Genomic DNA, 14,455 nt, shown 5'->3' on the forward strand with positions numbered 1-14,455 from the left:
CACAACATATTTTCACCCGTTTCCGTGGAACCGGGCCATAAATGCCTCCGCGGTCTCGACGTGCTTCCGGATGGTCGCCTCCTCCATCCGTTCCAGCATGGGAACCAGCACTCTCATGCGGGGGTTCCTGCGGAACACTTCCCGGTACCGGGCGATGAACCGCCAAAAAAGCCCGTCCCAGATATCGCACCATCTTCCTTCGGGATAATTCGCCATTCGGGTGAGGTAGTGCGAGGAACTGATGTAGGGCTTGGTGGTGATCAGCCCCCCGTCCGCGTACTGGGACATCCCATAGACGTTCGGGACCATTACCCAGTCATAGGCGTCGATAAAGTTCTCCATGAACCAGCGATAGACCTCGTCGGGATGGATCTCGCAAAGGAGCATGAAATTCCCGAGTACCATCAGGCGCTCGATGTGGTGGGCGTAGGCTCTCTCCCGCACGTTGCGCACGACGGTATCCACCGGCAGGATTCCTGTGGTCCCTTCATACAATGAGGCGGGCATGCTCCGGGCGACCCCCCAGAAGTTCGACCGCCGGGCAGTCTCCCCTTCCGTGAGATATACCCCCCGCATGAACTCCCTCCAGCCGATGATCTGCCGGATGAACCCCTCGAGCGAGTTTATCGGGACAGGGTAGATCTCCGCGAACTGGAGCGCCCTGGTCACGACCTGGTCGGGGGTGAGGAGGCCGGTATTGAGGAGCGGGGAGATCAGGGAATGGCATATGAAAGGGTTGTCAAAAGAGATGGCGTCCTGGTAGGGGCCGAAGCAGGAGAGCCTGTCCGCCAGGAACCGTTCCAGCCAGACGTCGGCATCCTTGTGCCGCACCGGGTAGATGAAACCCTGGATCTGCCCGGGGTTGTCCGGGAATTCGTTCCGGACGTATTCTTCCGCCTCACGGGTCCACCTGTTCTCAGCAGGTGGCGTGACCTTGGCGAGTTTCAGCCCCTCGGGGACGGTCTTCCTGTTCTCGGTATCATAGGTCCACCTCCCCCCGGCCGGTTTTCCGTCGACCATCAGGATCCCCAGTCTTTTGCGCTGTTCCCGGTAGAACTCGGTCATGGAGTAGTGCGCCGCGTCCGAGAAGAACTCCTCGATCAGGTTCCGCGGAGTCAGGAAACCGGGGGATTCCTGGTAAGAGACCCGGATACCCAGGTTCCGCGACCACTGTGCGAGGATTCGTTCCAGGGTGTGGTCGCAGGGGTCCGCGAGCCGGATGGTGGATACCCCTGCATCGGAGATCGTGGAGAAGAGACGGGGGATGGTCTCGGGCCCGGCATGGGGAATATACTCCACCTGGTAGCCCTCCCCCTCCAGCCGGGAACGGTAGGCCTGCATCGAGGCCCGGTGGAACACCAGTTTATGCCTGCAGAACCGGAATTCAGAGAAGAACCGATCGGCCTCCACCAGGTACACGACCCGTTCCGTGTCGAGCGCCGGGTGGCGGGCGAAGAGCTGGTGGGGAAAGACGAGTGTGACCTCACGGCCCATGCGGCCGCGCCTCCTTCCCTTTCCACCGATCCATCATTCTCTAATTGTCCTGATTCGCACACTATAAAAGATCGCTCACCCCAGTGTTCTTCTGACACCATGGGAAATTCGTCCTGCTCCCGGTGCGGGAAGTGCTGTATCAGCCTGGGAAAACACATGAGCCTCGCGGCAAGCCTCTCCCCCCGGTCGCACTACCTCAGGGTCGGGGTCACCGGCGAGATTCTCCCGGTCACCGTACCGCCGGACTGCGCCGATCTCTTCGCGAAAAGGGACCCGGAACATTACGACCCTTCGTGGTGCCCGTTCCTCAGGCGCGTGGAAGAAGGTACGTTCCTTTGCACGATCTACCCGGCGAGGCCGGGGATCTGCCGCCAGTTCAGGTGCTTCACCCTTTCCGTCACCGATGCCTCCGGGAAGGTTGTCGGGCGGGTTGTCGGGCGAAAAACCCTGGAGAGTACCGATCCTGCCCTGATCCATGTCTGGAACGAACAGGTGAAAGGGATCCAGGACTCAGACCTGGTCGTCTGGCGGGAGAAGGCGGAGAAAATCCTGAAAGATGCGGGTTTCGGGGTGAGGTCCTGGGAAGATTAACCCCGGAAAACGGACAGTCAGGTATATCAGAATATTGTTCTATCCGGGGAAGATCTCCACTCCGGTGGGAAGAAGCGCCTTGACCAGGCGGGAAGAGGCACGCTCCGTCGTCAGGATCGTCAGGGAGAGATCTGCAGAATCTCCCTCCGCTCCCAGATACACCGCATCGACCTGGTACCCGGTATGCGAGAGCACGAACCCGAGTGAACGTGTCTCCGCGGTCCCCCGAGCGATTGTATGCGGTTCCCCGGGGGCGAACTGTTCAGGAGTCCTCTCCAGCACGACCTTAAGGGTCTCTCCCGCGTCGACCACCACCATTGGGACCCCGGCGATGAGGACCTGCTGGCCGGGGGGGATCACCACCGAGTAGGTGGTGGAATAGGGATACGTCGCACCGGGGACCGGCGGGAGGCCGATATCGATCACCATGGTGCCGTACGCAGCGACGGCGATGGCGAGCACGATTACCAGCCCCACTGCGAGCGCCGTGAGGGCGGGGTGGCTTCCGGTGGTGGCGTATTGTACCGGCATTCCTTCGCTATCCGTTTCGAATCCGGCCGGCCCGCGCTCTCCGCGTTCTTCTTTATCGTCCTTCCCCGGACCTGCCTCGCGCTCGTTCTCCCGGGTAACCTGATCCATTTCCCCGATCTCTCTCAGGTATGAAGGGGCTGCTTCCTAAAAATATGCATTGGTTCATTCGAATCCCGAAAAAAACCCCGAAAATGAACAAAATCCCATTAATATACTCTTATTACACATGGCCAAGATATAGTACTGTTTGATCGAATGACGGAAATCCCGAAAGAGGAGTATATTTTAAAATGCACCTCGGCATGCGCCGGCTGCAGCACGTCGCTCATCCTGCGGTACGTGCTCAAGGCCGCGGGCCGGGACACGGTGCTGGTGATCCCTGCCTGCTGTACCAGCGTGATCCAGGGCATCTATCCCAATACCGCGATGAACATTCCCATTTACAACGTGGCGTTCGCCGCGGCGGCCGCATGTGCATCCGGCATGAGCGAGGCATTCAGCGCGGCAGGGAAGAAGACCAACGTGATCGTCTATGCCGGGGACGGGGGCACCGTGGATATCGGGATACAGTCCCTTTCGGGTGCCTTCGAGCGGGGGACCGATTTCCTCTATATCTGTTACGACAACGAGGCGTACGGAAACACGGGCATGCAGCGTTCGGGTGCGACCCCGATCGGGGCGAGGACCACGACCACCCCGGGAGGAAAGATCCACGCCAAGAAGGACCTCGACGGGATCGTTGCCGCCCACAACCCGCCCTATATGGCCACGGCGTGCAGTGCCTATCCCCAGGACCTGTTCAAGAAGGTGCAGAAAGCCCTGTCCATCCGGGGGCCGAAGTTCATCCATATCCTCGCGCCCTGCCCTCCGGGATGGCGGTTCTCTTCGGAGAAGACCATCGAGATGGGCAAACTCGCGGTGAAATCGGGGATGTGGCTGCTCTACGAGCGTGAGTACGGCGCGGTGACCATCAACGGCCCCTCGAAGGCGGCCATGATCAAACCGGTCCCGGTGGAGGACTACCTCGCCCCCCAGGGCCGGTTCAAGGGGATCAGCAAGGAAGCGCTCGCGATGCTCAAATCGCAGGCGGAAAAATCTGCAAAACGGCTGAAACTGGAGGCTGACGGCGTATGCTGACCATTGCAACGGGGAACAAGGCGGTAGCGGCTGCGGTCAAGGAGGCCAGGCCTTCGGTGATCGCGGCCTACCCGATCACCCCCCAGACCGAGATCGTGGAACAGATCGCCGATTACGTGACCGGAGGGTCGCTCGACAGCAGGTACATCCCGGTGGAAAGCGAGCACTCGGCGATGGCTGCCTGTATCGGGGCCAGCGTCACCGGGGCCCGGACCTTCACCGCGACCAGCTCCCACGGGCTGCTCTATATGCACGAGATGGTGAACTGGGCCGCGGGGGCACGGCTCCCCATCGTGATGGCGAACGTGAACAGGTCGCTCGGACCGGGCTGGAACGTCTGGGCCGAGCATACGGACGCATTCCAGGAACGGGACACGGGGTGGCTGCAGGTCTATGTAGGCACCGTGCAGGAGGCGTACGACGCCACGCTGATGGCGTTCCGCATCGCAGAGCACGAATCCGTCCTGCTCCCGGTGATGGTCAACCTCGACGGTTTCGTCCTCTCCCATATCATGCAGTCGCTTGAGACCGTGGATCTCGGCGACTTCATCCCGCCGCTGCGCCTCCCCCACGCGATCGATATCGAGCATCCCCGGGGGTATGGAACCCTCACCGGGCCGGACGAATATTTCAAGTTCCGGTGGGACATCGAACGGTCGATGCGGGACTCGGTCCGGGTCATCGAGGAGACCCAGAAGGAATTTGGAAAGAGGTTCGGAAGGTCCTACGGGTTTACCGAGGACTACCGCTGCGAGGACGCGGACGTCCTGGTGGTTGCCATGGGGACGCTCGGCAAGGAGGCCGAGGTCGCGGTAGACAACCTCCGGAAAGAAGGGGTGAAGGCGGGTTCGATGCGTATCCGCTGGCTCCGTCCCTTCCCGGAGCTCGATATCGCCGGGCGCGACGTGGTGGTGATCGACCGTGACTACTCGTTCGGGTGGGGCGGGGTCATCGCCCGCAGCCTGAAGGCGAAGTACCGTGTCGAGCCGTTCAGCGTGATCGCGGGGCTCGGAGGCCAGGAAGTGACCTTCGACGATATCGCCGGGTTCGTCCGCGACAGGGAGCCCGGGAAGGAGTATTGGTTCGGGGTGAATGCGTAATGTACGAGATACGGATCCATTCCCGTGGCGGCCAGGGCGGGGTTACCGCCGCCCGGCTGCTCGCACTGGCGGCGTTCCGCGACGGCAAGTATGCCACCGCCTGTCCCTTTTACGGGGCCGAGCGGAGGGGCGCCCCGGTAGTCTCGTTCGTGCGGATCGACGATCACCCCATCAAGGTCTATTCCCAGATCAGGAACCCCGACCTGGTGGTCGTGCTCGACCCGAGCGTGATGGACGTAGTCGATGTCCTCAACGGGTTGAAACCCGGCGGTACGGTCTTAGTAAACGCGGCCCATGCCCCGGAATTCCCGGGATACAAGACGAAGGCGGTCGATCTGACCGGGATCGCTCTGAAACAGAACCTGGTGATCGCGGGGAGCCCGATCCTGAACACCCCGGTGATCGGTGCCCTCGCAAAAATGGGGATCGTCACGGTGAAGTCCGCGAAATCGGCCATCTCGGAGATGTTCGCGGACGAGCGGAACGTGAAGGCCGCCGAAGAGGCCTACAAGGAGTTGAAGGTATGACGGTAAAGGACCGGCTGGCGATGAGCAGGCCGAAAGAGGGAGCCTGCGGGAAGACCGGGTCGTGGAGAGTGTTCCGGCCCGTGGTCGACAAGGAGAAATGCAACGCCTGCGGGCTCTGTGCCATGTACTGCCCCGAGGGTGCGATCAACGAGGACCTGGAGATCGATCTCGACTTCTGCAAAGGGTGCGGGATCTGTGCCGAAGAGTGCCCGAAGAACGCGATCGAGATGAAAAGGGAAGAGAAGTAATTTTTTCGTTTTTTTTTTCGGTCGGACCATTCACGAGAATTAAGACGCTCCCAGGGGCTGTCGCCCCTGCCGCTGCGGCGAACCCTAACGGGATAGTCGGTTCATCCTGGTTGTCTTGAACTTCGTAGTGCCACCAGCCCACGGTCTTTACCGTGGGGGAGGGCCGGGGAGGGGCTCGTCCCCTCCTGTTGCATATCCCGGTCAGCAATTATCACATCTTAAGCCCGGAGTTCCTTCCAACCGCTGCTACGAACTCCCAAGTGACAGTCGGTTCAATCCGGATATCCTGATCTTTTTTATCTGGCAATCCACGGCCTATCCTGTGGGGGAGGTTCAAGGAGGGGGCTCGCCACCTCCTGTCGGAGTGTTCGCGTGAAGGGAACAAAGTCTGGAAAATCTTATAAAAGTGACTAAACAAAAAAAACGGGGATTTTACGGAATTCACTCCTCCGGTTTCCCCTCTTCGAAACACGGGATACACACTTGTTTTCCTTTCACCGTCCGCGTCTTTGCATCGGCTACCGGCTCCCCGCACCCGGCACAGGTTATTGAGGTGAAGATCCGGGCCTTTATCGGGGGTTCTATCCGGACCTCCTCAATTTTCAGCACCCGGTCGACCGGCAGGACGAGGAGGTTTTCGGTGACCTCGTGCATCAGACAATAGAACCGGGCGCTCTCCTGCTCGTCGGCAATCCCCGTGAACACTTTCTTCCGGAGTTCGTCCATTTCGGTCCGCTCGCGCATGTCGTTCTGGCATATCAGGACCCTGACCGCCCGCCCGCTTTTCCGGTCGAAAAAAGTAAAGACATGTTTTCCATAGTCCCTGATGATCAGGTTTCCTTTCCCGGCGGTACACCCGGTCACGAACTGGACTGCGTCCACCCCGCAGGCATCGGTCTCCGCGATGGCCACGAGCTCTTCGTCCTTCGGCCTTTCGACCCCGAGCGCCTCCATGGCAGCGATCGCCGCCCGGTATCCCATTGCGAGACCGGGGCAGGCATGCCCATGGAACCTGACGGTCTCTTCGAAACTTGCATATCCGGTCATGGAATTTCCCTTATCGTTGTTGTTGTAGTTCATTTCAATTCTCCTCATTCTGAGGTAACATTGTCAGCGGGTGCATGGTCTTCAGGATGCCCCGGGATGACGCACCGGACGCCCTCGAGATCCCAGATAAGGACGGGAAGGCCGTAGACTTCCTCGATGATTCCGGGTGTCACTACTTCGTGCCCGCCCTGTGCATGCACCGCCCCGTCCTTTAAGAAGATGAAACGATCCGCGTAGCGGAGCGCCTGGTTGAGGTCGTGCATGGTCATCACTGCCGCGATCCGGTGTTCGCGGACGATATGCACGATGGTGGTGAGTATCTCCACCTGGTTTCTCAGGTCAAGGTTGCTCGTCGGTTCGTCGAGCAGGAGGACCTTCGGCTCCTGGACAAGCGAACGGGCAATCGCAACTTTCTGGAGTTCTCCTCCGCTCATCTCGTCGATGTACGCCAGCCTGAGAGGTTCCATCGAGAGGCGGCAAAATACCGCATCCACGATCTTCAGGTCTTTCTCGGTGACGTCCCACCCGATATGGGGCCGCCTTCCCAGCAGGACCGCGTCGAACGCGGTGAGACGCCCGGTCTCAACCCGCTGGGGAACATAGCCGATCCTCCGGGCTATCTCCATAAGGTCCAGTGCCGCGAGCTTATCCCCGTCGAGCGTGATAACGCCTCCTTTCGGGCGGAGAATGCGGTTCAGGCACTTAAGGAGCGTGGTCTTTCCCACACCGTTCGGCCCCAGTATGGCGACGACCTCTCCCTCGCCGAGGGAGAACGCGACCTCCCTGAGCACCTCCCGGTTCCGGTACAGGAACCGGAGTTCGTCGACGGAGAGTATCATCGCCGGTACCCCCGGAGGAGGAGGTAGATGAACACCGGGGCGCCGAGGAATGCGGTGATAACCGCCACGGGGAGAACATACGGCGCCACGATCAGGCGGGCGAGGGTATCGGAAGCGAGCATAAGGACCGCCCCCATCACGCAGGATCCCGCGATGAGATAGCGCTGATCGTCCCCGATGATCCGCCGGGCCATATGGGGGCAGACCAGTCCGACAAACCCGATCACTCCCAGGAATGCCACGACCACCGCGGTGACCAGCGCCGCGACCACCATCCCGACAAGCCTGACCCTCTCCACGTTGACCCCCAGCCCTTTTGCGGTCTCGTCCCCTGCATCAATGGCATTGTAATTCCAACGGTTCGCGACGAAGAACAGGCTTGCCCCCGCGACGATGACCGCCATGAGCGCTAATTCGGGCCAGCTCGCCCTCCCCACGTCCCCGAATGTCCAGAATACCACTGCGGCGAGCTGGGTGTCGTTTGCGAAAAACTGGAGGAACATGGTCCCGGCGGTAAAAAGGGACGCGAGCGCCACCCCGGTGAGGATCATCACCTCGGGGGACGCACCCCTGATCCGGGCGATGAGCAGGATAATTCCGGTAGCCACCAGGCAGAAGATAAACGCCATGATGGTGGTGACGTAGGGATTGTGTATCGTGACCGCGTCGGCGACCCTTGACTGCATCACCCCGGTACCGAGGACGATTACCGAGAACGCAGCCCCGAACGCCCCGGCATTGGATATCCCAAGCGTATACGGGGAGCCCAGTGGATTTCTAAGGATGGACTGCATCGCGATCCCGGCCACCGCAAGGCCTATCCCGGCCACGATCGCGGTCAACGCCTGGGGAAGGCGGATGTTCCAGATGATCGCGTCCCATTTTCCGGAGATGTTCTGTCCGAAAAGGGTCTGTACCACCTCGAGGGGCGATATCGCCACCGCGCCTACTGAGATTGAATAGACAAAGAGCACGAAGAGGAGCACCAGCCCCCCGATGATCCAGAAGACCTTCCGCCGGACGTAGCGAAGGTAGTCGGCCGGAAGGTCCCCGTCGGCAAAGTGCATGTTCTACCTCTCCTCTCCCCGTTCGTGCCCTTTTTTGCTCATCATAGCGGGATCTGCGTGAATCCCAGGTTCCCGTACTGGCTGTTCAACCCGGGGAATACCGGTTTTCCTACAAAGAATGTGAAGATCTCGTCTGCTTTCCGGTCGGGATCGATATCCGCGAACCGGTCCGGGTAGAGCGTCTTCCCGATATAGTACGCATCCGCGAGCACCGACTCGTAGTTGGTGCTGTAGAAATTGTAGGGAAGCACCGCGTAGACCCGGCCTGTCCTGACCGCAGTAAGCCCACTAAGAGCGGGATCGTTCTTCAGCTCCCCGAGTGCACCCTCGTCCTCTATCTGGACGGTCCCTGCGTCGATGAAGATATACTCTGGATCCCAGTCCACCAGGGCCTCTTTGGCGACATCGGCGTGCGCCACACCCATCCCTGATGCGACGTTCGTTGCATGAACCCAGAGGAACGGCGGGTATGCGGGTTCGGTTGAGATGATCCCGTGTGCCCCCGCGTAACTTATACCGCCAATGTAGACTGTTTTCCGTTCGGATTCGGGAATGTCGGCGGTACGGTTCTCCAGGTCCGCGAGTGTCGCTTCTACGTAGGCAATAACCTCTTCGGCACGATCCTCTTTCCCGATTGTCCCGCCCATCACACGAAGCGCATTGCGCATCTCTTCCGTTTCAACCGCATCCCGCAGTCCCCCGGAGGGGAATGCCACGACCGGGATGCCGGTCTTCTCCTGGAGCTTGTCGGCATCCACTGCACTCGTCGCGTATGCCGTCCCGGTCGCGCCGGTCTTGAAAATAATCGCGGGCCCTATCCCGACAATCTTCTCGGGGTCGTCGTTTCCCCGGAATTCGCCTATCAGGGGGAGTATTTTGAATTGCGGTCCGTACACCAAGGCGTAGGGCCGTCCCTCGATCGGCTGGTCCTTATTCTCGATGTCGTCGACCCCCACGACCAGGTCCTGGCCCTGCAGATACACGAGGTAGCGGAGACAGCCCGAACCGGAGCAGACCACTCCTCCAGGGTGCGCCGGCACGGTGACCGTCCGCCCGAAGCCGTCGGTAATGATCCTTGTCCCGCCCTCGGGAGCGGCAGGAAGGCCGGAGGCATCCGTTGCCCCGGCACCCTGATTAAGGCAGCCTGCACATAACATGCTGACCAGTACGATGGCGATGCAGGAAATTACCAGAAAATTACGTTTTTTCATCATTCCACCATGAAATATCGTTCTTAATCTGAACGATCATTGAGGTTGTGGCACACAATATTAAATTTTTTTATTTTTGTGTTATCAAATTGACAAAAATTACAGAATTTTATAATTATTTTTTATTATTTCATGTTTAGTAATAATTATTTGAATTACGCGGACGATATTACTGGCAAGACATTTTTATTGACCGCACCAGGACCCCGGGAAGAAAAGAAGGTCAAAATAGGGTATGTTGTGGGCTACTCGATCGGGCACTGCGCGACGTATTCCAGGTCGAACTTGTAGAAATGGGTGAACCCGCAGTTCCTGCACCGCACCGTGAAGTGGTTGCATCCAATCGCCATGTCATGGGGACCGGTGACGTGACAATGCCGGCACTCCGCATCGGACACGAGGGACCAGAGGTCGTAGCACCCGATCCTCGTAAAACTCCCGGGTTTCGAGACGTCCTCGTTGCGGGGGATGAATATCCTGGTCGCCCCGCAGTTCCCGCACTGCACCTGCGCCTGGTAGGGCACCGCCTTGATCACCTGGTCCGCGTCCTTGCCGCAGTGGTAGCAATTAGTGCGGTATTTGGTGAAGATGAACCGGTCCTGCATGGACTATAGTATCGGACAGGATCTTTTAAAGATACCCCATGAACTGAGCGGATCTCCGGCCCGGATCCCGATATCCGCGAAAAAAACTGGAAAAAAGGAGACAGGGAGGTATGGACGGGTTTAGAAGTCGCCCATTCCGCCCATGCCGCCCATTCCGCCCATGCCACCCATACCTTCCATACCGGGTGCTCCTCCCGGGGGTGCCGCGGACTTGGACGAGGCGATCACATCGTCGATCCGGAGGATCATGGTTGCCGCCTCTGCTGCGCTCGCGATTGCCTGGGTCTTGACCCGCAGGGGCTCGACCACACCGGCCTTGGCCATGTCCTCGGTCTTGCCCTCGAACACGTTCAGGCCGTAGGTCTTCTTGCCCTTCTCGTGGGCCGCACGGAGCTCGACCAGCATATCGATGGGGTCGAGCCCTGCATTCTCCGCAAGGGTGCGGGGGATGATCTCCAGTGCGTTGGCGAACGCCTCGATGGCGAGCTGGGCCCTGCCGCCGACGCTTGCCGCATACTCGCGGAGCCGGAGGGAGAGCTCGATCTCGGGTGCACCGCCGCCGGCGACAAGTTTCTTGTCCTCGAAGACCACACCGACGACCCGGAGTGCGTCCTCGATTGCCCGCTCGAGCTCGTCGACCACGTGCTCGGTTCCTCCGCGGACGATGATGGAGACCGCTTTCGGGTTCTTGCACTGCTCGACGAAGACCATCTCCTCGCCGGATACCTTCCGCTCCTCGACGATCCCTGCAAACCCGAGCTCGTCGGGGGTGATCGCGTCGATGGAGGAGACCAGTGCGCCGCCGGTTGCCCGGGCGAGCTTCTCCATGTCGCTCTTCTTTACCCTGCGTACGGCAAAGACGCCTGCCTTGGCCAGGTAGTGCTGGGCGATGTCGTCGATACCCTTCTGGCAGAAGAGCACCGTGGCACCGGATGCGACGACCTTGTCGACGATGTTCCGGATCATCCGCTCTTCTTCGTCCAGGAATGCCTGGAGCTGCTCGGGGCTGGTGATGTTGATCTCTGCGTCGACCTCGGTCTTCTTGAACTCCACCGCGGCGTTGAGCAGGAGGATCTTGGCGTCCTTGACCTTCTTGGGCATAGCGGGGTGCACGCGTTCCTTGTCCACCAGCACGCCCTCGACGATCTCGGAGTCGTCGACCGAGCCGCCGACCTTCTTCTCCACCTTGATGTAGTCCTTGTCAACGGTGCCGTCATCGTCTGCCACCATGGTGACCGCCTTGACCACCAGCTCGCAGAGCTTCTCCTTCGAGGCCTCGGAGCCCTTGCCGGTCATCGCGGTCTCCGCGATCTTGCAGAGCATGCCCTGGTCCTTGCCCTTCAGGGTGATGGCGATATCTTTCAGGATCGCCTGGGCCTTCTCGGCCGCCTGGCGGTACCCGTGGGCGATCACGGTCGGGTGAACGTCCTGGTCGAGGAGCTCCTCGGCACGCTTCAGGAGTTCGCCGGCGATGACCACCGCGGTGGTGGTGCCGTCCCCGACTTCATCGTCCTGGGTCTTGGCGACTTCCACCATCATCTTGGCGGCAGGGTGCTCGATGTCCATTTCCTTGAGGATGGTGACACCGTCGTTGGTGATGACCACGTCGCCGATGGTGTCCACGAGCATCTTGTCCATGCCCTTGGGCCCAAGGGTAGTCCGTACTGCACTTGCAACCGCTTTTGCCGCGGCGATGTTCATGCCCTGGGCGTCACGCCCGCGGGTCCTTGAACTTCCTTCTTTAAGAATGAGGATAGGTTGTCCTCCAAGCTGCGCTGACATCGTATTTCACCACTTGTAGCGATAAAATTGGTTTGTGGTTCTATATAAAAATTATGAATTGTTATCGATCATTTCGATCAGTTCTGACCCGTCTTTCAGGCTCTGAAGGCGCTCTTCCCCGATTACCAGCGTTTTTCCGATCTTCTTCTGCTTGTCGTAATCGGTGAGCACGCACATGGCATAGGTCCCGGTCACCGAGGAGATATTCCCGATCAATTCGGCCCGTTTCACCACTTTCTGGGCCGTCCCGTACCCGGTGAGGATCGTATGCTCCGAGTATTCGATCAATGCCTGGAACGGTGCCCGGTGCATGGCATGCAGCCGCATCCCTATCCGCTCCAGAAAGTTCATGGGCTGGTCCTCCGGTTGCGGGCCGGCGCCGGCCTCGAAGTGGGACTTGTACTGAAGGAGGTCGATGGACTGCACGAGCCCGGTGTCGAAGATCTCCTCGATCTTCATGGCGATATCGAGCGTTGTCCCCATCCCGCCCTCGTACTTGCTGATCGTCCGCCGGGAGACGCCGAGGAGGGTGCCGAGATCCCCGAGGGAGAGGTTTCTCCTCTCCCGGAGCTCGCGAAGGGCTTCGCCGTTGATGTTCACGTAAAGGCCCCCGGGAGACGCGTAGACCAGCGGGGGGACGCCTTCCACGAAGGCGTCGTAAAAAGTGGAGAGGCTGGTCGCATAGATCCCGTATCGCACGTACACGGCGCCCCGTTCGAGCTCCGAGTCCCTCGCCCGTTCACCGATGATGAGCGGGGACCCTTTCAGGTAGCGGGCAATGTTGTCCAGGTCCCGGGCTATCTCCTCGCTCACACTGTCGATGTGCGAGACCACTTTTATCACCAGCAATTCCCCTCTCCTGGCCGCGATAAGATCGAAGCTCCGGGGTCGCATCGAGAACCGCTCGGAGACCCGGAACCCTGCCATGATAAGGACGCTGACCGCCATCTGGAGGAGTCGTTCCTGTGACATTGCCCTTTACGAAGGGATATAGTCCGGGGGAAAATATAAAAGGTAGGGATATGCGCATCGGCATCGACGACACCGATTCCCCCCGCGGCATGTGCACCACCTACCTCGGGGCATTGCTCGCACGGAGGCTCGCTTCGGCGGGAATGGTCGTCCGGGAGCTCCGCCTGGTCCGGCTCAACCCCAACGTGGCGTGGAAGACGCGGGGGAATGCGGCCATCGCGATCACGGTCGACGGGAGCCCGGCCACCGCCTTCGAGATGGCCTGCAGGGCGGTGGAGGAGTACGCCGACATGGATTGCGAGAATACGAACCCGGGCGTGGTAGTGGCGACCCGTCCGCTGGACCCGGCATTTTACGTAAAGGCGGTCCGGGACTTCTGCGAAATCGAAGAAGCGGAACAATTTCTGGTTTCTTCCGGGGCGATATTCCGGGGATACAAGAACAAGAGGGGACTGATCGGAGCCGCTGCAGCGGTTGCAAGCGAATTTCCGGATTGTACCTACGAGCTGCTGGCCTACAGGGACGAGGGCCGCTGGGGGACCCCGAGAGCGGTCGACCGGGAGAGCATCTTTTCTGCGGATTCCCACACGTTCCCCCACACCTGGGACTCGGTGGACCGGGAGAACCGGGTAGTGGTCTGTGTCCCCCACAGCCCCGACCCGGTGCTCTTCGGGATCCGGGGGGAGCGGCCGGGATGGCTCTCCCTCGCGAGGGAGCACATCATCTCCGAGAAGCCTTCCCTGGAGCAGGTCTTCGTCACCAACCAGGGAACCGATGCCCACCTCCTGGAGGAGCCCGCCGGCCGGATGAAGGAGGGATGTTCCTATCTTCTCAGGGGCACCGTTGCCGGTCCGGCAGTGACCGCGAAAGGGGGTCACGTCTCGTTCCCCCTCGAATGCGAGGATGGTACCTGCGTGCAGTGCATGGCCTACGAGCCCACCAAGAACTTCAGGGAGATAGTGAGGAGCCTGCTCCCCGGCGACCGGCTGGTGGTCGCCGGGAGTTACAAAGGGGGGAGCATCAACCTCGAAAAGCTCAGGGTTGTCGTCGTCGCGGCCCCGGTGACCTCCCGGCCTCCGGTCTGCGAGCGGTGCGGGAAGAGGATGACCAGCGCCGGGACCGGGAAAGGATTCAAGTGCAGGAGGTGCGGGGGGAGGAGCCGCGAGGCGGAGACCCGCCAGGTCTCCCGGTCGCTTGCGCCGGGATGGTACGAAGTCCCTCCCATCGCCCGCAGGCACCTGGCCCGGCCCCTCTGCCGGGGCGACCCCGGGAGCAACTTTATTCCGGGGAGGAGTACCTGATAC

General features: G+C 60.3%; 15 protein-coding genes. 6 read left to right on the forward strand and 9 right to left on the reverse strand.

Annotation, left to right across the window (positions count from 1 at the left end):
* Window positions 1-12 precede the first annotated feature (12 nt).
* Complete coding sequence (locus J2741_RS06025; RefSeq protein ID WP_209674097.1) at window positions 13-1,494, reverse strand: cryptochrome/photolyase family protein; 1,482 nt, start codon at window positions 1,492-1,494, stop codon at window positions 13-15.
* 99 nt (window positions 1,495-1,593) lie between these two features.
* On the opposite strand from J2741_RS06025, the gene J2741_RS06030 reads away from it, so the two are divergent.
* On the forward strand, window positions 1,594-2,085 hold the full coding sequence (locus J2741_RS06030) for a YkgJ family cysteine cluster protein (protein WP_209674098.1): 492 nt from the start codon (window positions 1,594-1,596) through the stop codon (window positions 2,083-2,085).
* Between the two features lie 39 nt (window positions 2,086-2,124).
* Here J2741_RS06030 and J2741_RS06035 read toward each other — a convergent pair whose 3' ends face one another.
* Window positions 2,125-2,724 carry a hypothetical protein gene (locus J2741_RS06035; RefSeq protein ID WP_209674099.1) on the reverse strand — a complete coding sequence of 200 codons (600 nt, stop codon included), beginning with the start codon at window positions 2,722-2,724 and terminating at the stop codon, window positions 2,125-2,127.
* Between the two features lie 147 nt (window positions 2,725-2,871).
* On the opposite strand from J2741_RS06035, the gene J2741_RS06040 reads away from it, so the two are divergent.
* The 4 genes from J2741_RS06040 to J2741_RS06055 are packed head-to-tail and all read left to right on the forward strand — an operon-like array spanning window position 2,872 to window position 5,628.
* Window positions 2,872-3,753, forward strand: coding sequence for a thiamine pyrophosphate-dependent enzyme (locus J2741_RS06040; protein WP_209674100.1), 882 nt, complete (start codon window positions 2,872-2,874; stop codon window positions 3,751-3,753).
* The gene (locus J2741_RS06045) at window positions 3,747-4,853 is read left to right on the forward strand and encodes a transketolase C-terminal domain-containing protein (protein ID WP_209674101.1); all 1,107 of its coding nucleotides are present in this window, start codon (window positions 3,747-3,749) and stop codon (window positions 4,851-4,853) included. The genes J2741_RS06040 and J2741_RS06045 overlap by 7 nt, the downstream gene beginning before the upstream one ends.
* Window positions 4,853-5,380 carry a 2-oxoacid:acceptor oxidoreductase family protein gene (locus J2741_RS06050; RefSeq protein WP_209674102.1) on the forward strand — a complete coding sequence of 176 codons (528 nt, stop codon included), beginning with the start codon at window positions 4,853-4,855 and terminating at the stop codon, window positions 5,378-5,380. The genes J2741_RS06045 and J2741_RS06050 overlap by 1 nt, the downstream gene beginning before the upstream one ends.
* Window positions 5,377-5,628, forward strand: coding sequence for a 4Fe-4S binding protein (locus tag J2741_RS06055; RefSeq protein WP_209674103.1), 252 nt, complete (start codon window positions 5,377-5,379; stop codon window positions 5,626-5,628). The genes J2741_RS06050 and J2741_RS06055 overlap by 4 nt, the downstream gene beginning before the upstream one ends.
* Window positions 5,629-6,069: 441 nt before the next feature.
* On the opposite strand, the gene J2741_RS06060 is transcribed toward J2741_RS06055, so the two are convergent.
* The 7 genes from J2741_RS06060 to J2741_RS06090 form a co-directional block, all read right to left on the reverse strand.
* Window positions 6,070-6,708, reverse strand: a complete 639-nt coding sequence (locus tag J2741_RS06060) for an FmdE family protein (RefSeq protein ID WP_209674104.1) — start codon at window positions 6,706-6,708, stop codon at window positions 6,070-6,072.
* A gap of 11 nt (window positions 6,709-6,719) precedes the next feature.
* Window positions 6,720-7,514: an ABC transporter ATP-binding protein gene (locus J2741_RS06065; protein WP_209674105.1), complete on the reverse strand. Its 795-nt coding sequence runs from the start codon at window positions 7,512-7,514 to the stop codon at window positions 6,720-6,722.
* The gene (locus J2741_RS06070; protein WP_209674106.1) at window positions 7,511-8,581 is read right to left on the reverse strand and encodes a FecCD family ABC transporter permease; all 1,071 of its coding nucleotides are present in this window, start codon (window positions 8,579-8,581) and stop codon (window positions 7,511-7,513) included. Before J2741_RS06070 ends, J2741_RS06065 begins: the two co-directional genes overlap by 4 nt.
* Before the next feature lie 41 nt (window positions 8,582-8,622).
* Window positions 8,623-9,792 carry an iron ABC transporter substrate-binding protein gene (locus J2741_RS06075; protein WP_394357424.1) on the reverse strand — a complete coding sequence of 390 codons (1,170 nt, stop codon included), beginning with the start codon at window positions 9,790-9,792 and terminating at the stop codon, window positions 8,623-8,625.
* Window positions 9,793-10,037: 245 nt separating this feature from the next.
* A complete protein-coding gene (locus tag J2741_RS06080) occupies window positions 10,038-10,397 on the reverse strand; it encodes a hypothetical protein (RefSeq protein ID WP_209674107.1) in 360 nt (119 codons plus the stop codon).
* A 120-nt stretch (window positions 10,398-10,517) separates the two neighbouring features.
* Window positions 10,518-12,179, reverse strand: a complete 1,662-nt coding sequence (gene thsA / locus J2741_RS06085) for a thermosome subunit alpha (RefSeq protein ID WP_209674108.1) — start codon at window positions 12,177-12,179, stop codon at window positions 10,518-10,520.
* 51 nt (window positions 12,180-12,230) lie between these two features.
* Window positions 12,231-13,151 (reverse strand): transcriptional regulator, encoded by a 921-nt coding sequence (locus tag J2741_RS06090; protein WP_209674109.1) that lies wholly within the window; start codon window positions 13,149-13,151, stop codon window positions 12,231-12,233.
* A gap of 50 nt (window positions 13,152-13,201) precedes the next feature.
* Here J2741_RS06090 and J2741_RS06095 point away from each other — a divergent pair, with 50 nt between their 5' ends.
* Window positions 13,202-14,452, forward strand: coding sequence for a tRNA(Ile)(2)-agmatinylcytidine synthase (locus tag J2741_RS06095; RefSeq protein WP_209674110.1), 1,251 nt, complete (start codon window positions 13,202-13,204; stop codon window positions 14,450-14,452).
* Window positions 14,453-14,455 lie beyond the last annotated feature (3 nt).

It is taken from the genome of Methanolinea mesophila (assembly GCF_017873855.1).
GTDB classification, from domain to species: Archaea; Halobacteriota; Methanomicrobia; order Methanomicrobiales; family Methanospirillaceae; genus Methanolinea_B; species Methanolinea_B mesophila.

Excerpts from the sequence above, each read along its gene's own strand:
- J2741_RS06025 (WP_209674097.1), bottom strand. The coding sequence starts at position 1,494 with ATGGGCCGTGAGGTCACACTCGTCTTTCCCCACCAGCTCTTCGCCCGC.
- J2741_RS06030 (WP_209674098.1), top strand. The coding sequence starts at position 1,594 with ATGGGAAATTCGTCCTGCTCCCGGTGCGGGAAGTGCTGTATCAGCCTG.
- J2741_RS06035 (WP_209674099.1), bottom strand. The coding sequence starts at position 2,724 with ATGGATCAGGTTACCCGGGAGAACGAGCGCGAGGCAGGTCCGGGGAAG.
- J2741_RS06040 (WP_209674100.1), top strand. The coding sequence starts at position 2,872 with ATGACGGAAATCCCGAAAGAGGAGTATATTTTAAAATGCACCTCGGCA.
- J2741_RS06045 (WP_209674101.1), top strand. The coding sequence starts at position 3,747 with ATGCTGACCATTGCAACGGGGAACAAGGCGGTAGCGGCTGCGGTCAAG.
- J2741_RS06050 (WP_209674102.1), top strand. The coding sequence starts at position 4,853 with ATGTACGAGATACGGATCCATTCCCGTGGCGGCCAGGGCGGGGTTACC.
- J2741_RS06055 (WP_209674103.1), top strand. The coding sequence starts at position 5,377 with ATGACGGTAAAGGACCGGCTGGCGATGAGCAGGCCGAAAGAGGGAGCC.
- J2741_RS06060 (WP_209674104.1), bottom strand. The coding sequence starts at position 6,708 with ATGAACTACAACAACAACGATAAGGGAAATTCCATGACCGGATATGCA.
- J2741_RS06065 (WP_209674105.1), bottom strand. The coding sequence starts at position 7,514 with ATGATACTCTCCGTCGACGAACTCCGGTTCCTGTACCGGAACCGGGAG.
- J2741_RS06070 (WP_209674106.1), bottom strand. The coding sequence starts at position 8,581 with ATGCACTTTGCCGACGGGGACCTTCCGGCCGACTACCTTCGCTACGTC.
- J2741_RS06075 (WP_394357424.1), bottom strand. The coding sequence starts at position 9,792 with ATGAAAAAACGTAATTTTCTGGTAATTTCCTGCATCGCCATCGTACTG.
- J2741_RS06080 (WP_209674107.1), bottom strand. The coding sequence starts at position 10,397 with ATGCAGGACCGGTTCATCTTCACCAAATACCGCACTAATTGCTACCAC.
- thsA (WP_209674108.1), bottom strand. The coding sequence starts at position 12,179 with ATGTCAGCGCAGCTTGGAGGACAACCTATCCTCATTCTTAAAGAAGGA.
- J2741_RS06090 (WP_209674109.1), bottom strand. The coding sequence starts at position 13,151 with ATGTCACAGGAACGACTCCTCCAGATGGCGGTCAGCGTCCTTATCATG.
- J2741_RS06095 (WP_209674110.1), top strand. The coding sequence starts at position 13,202 with ATGCGCATCGGCATCGACGACACCGATTCCCCCCGCGGCATGTGCACC.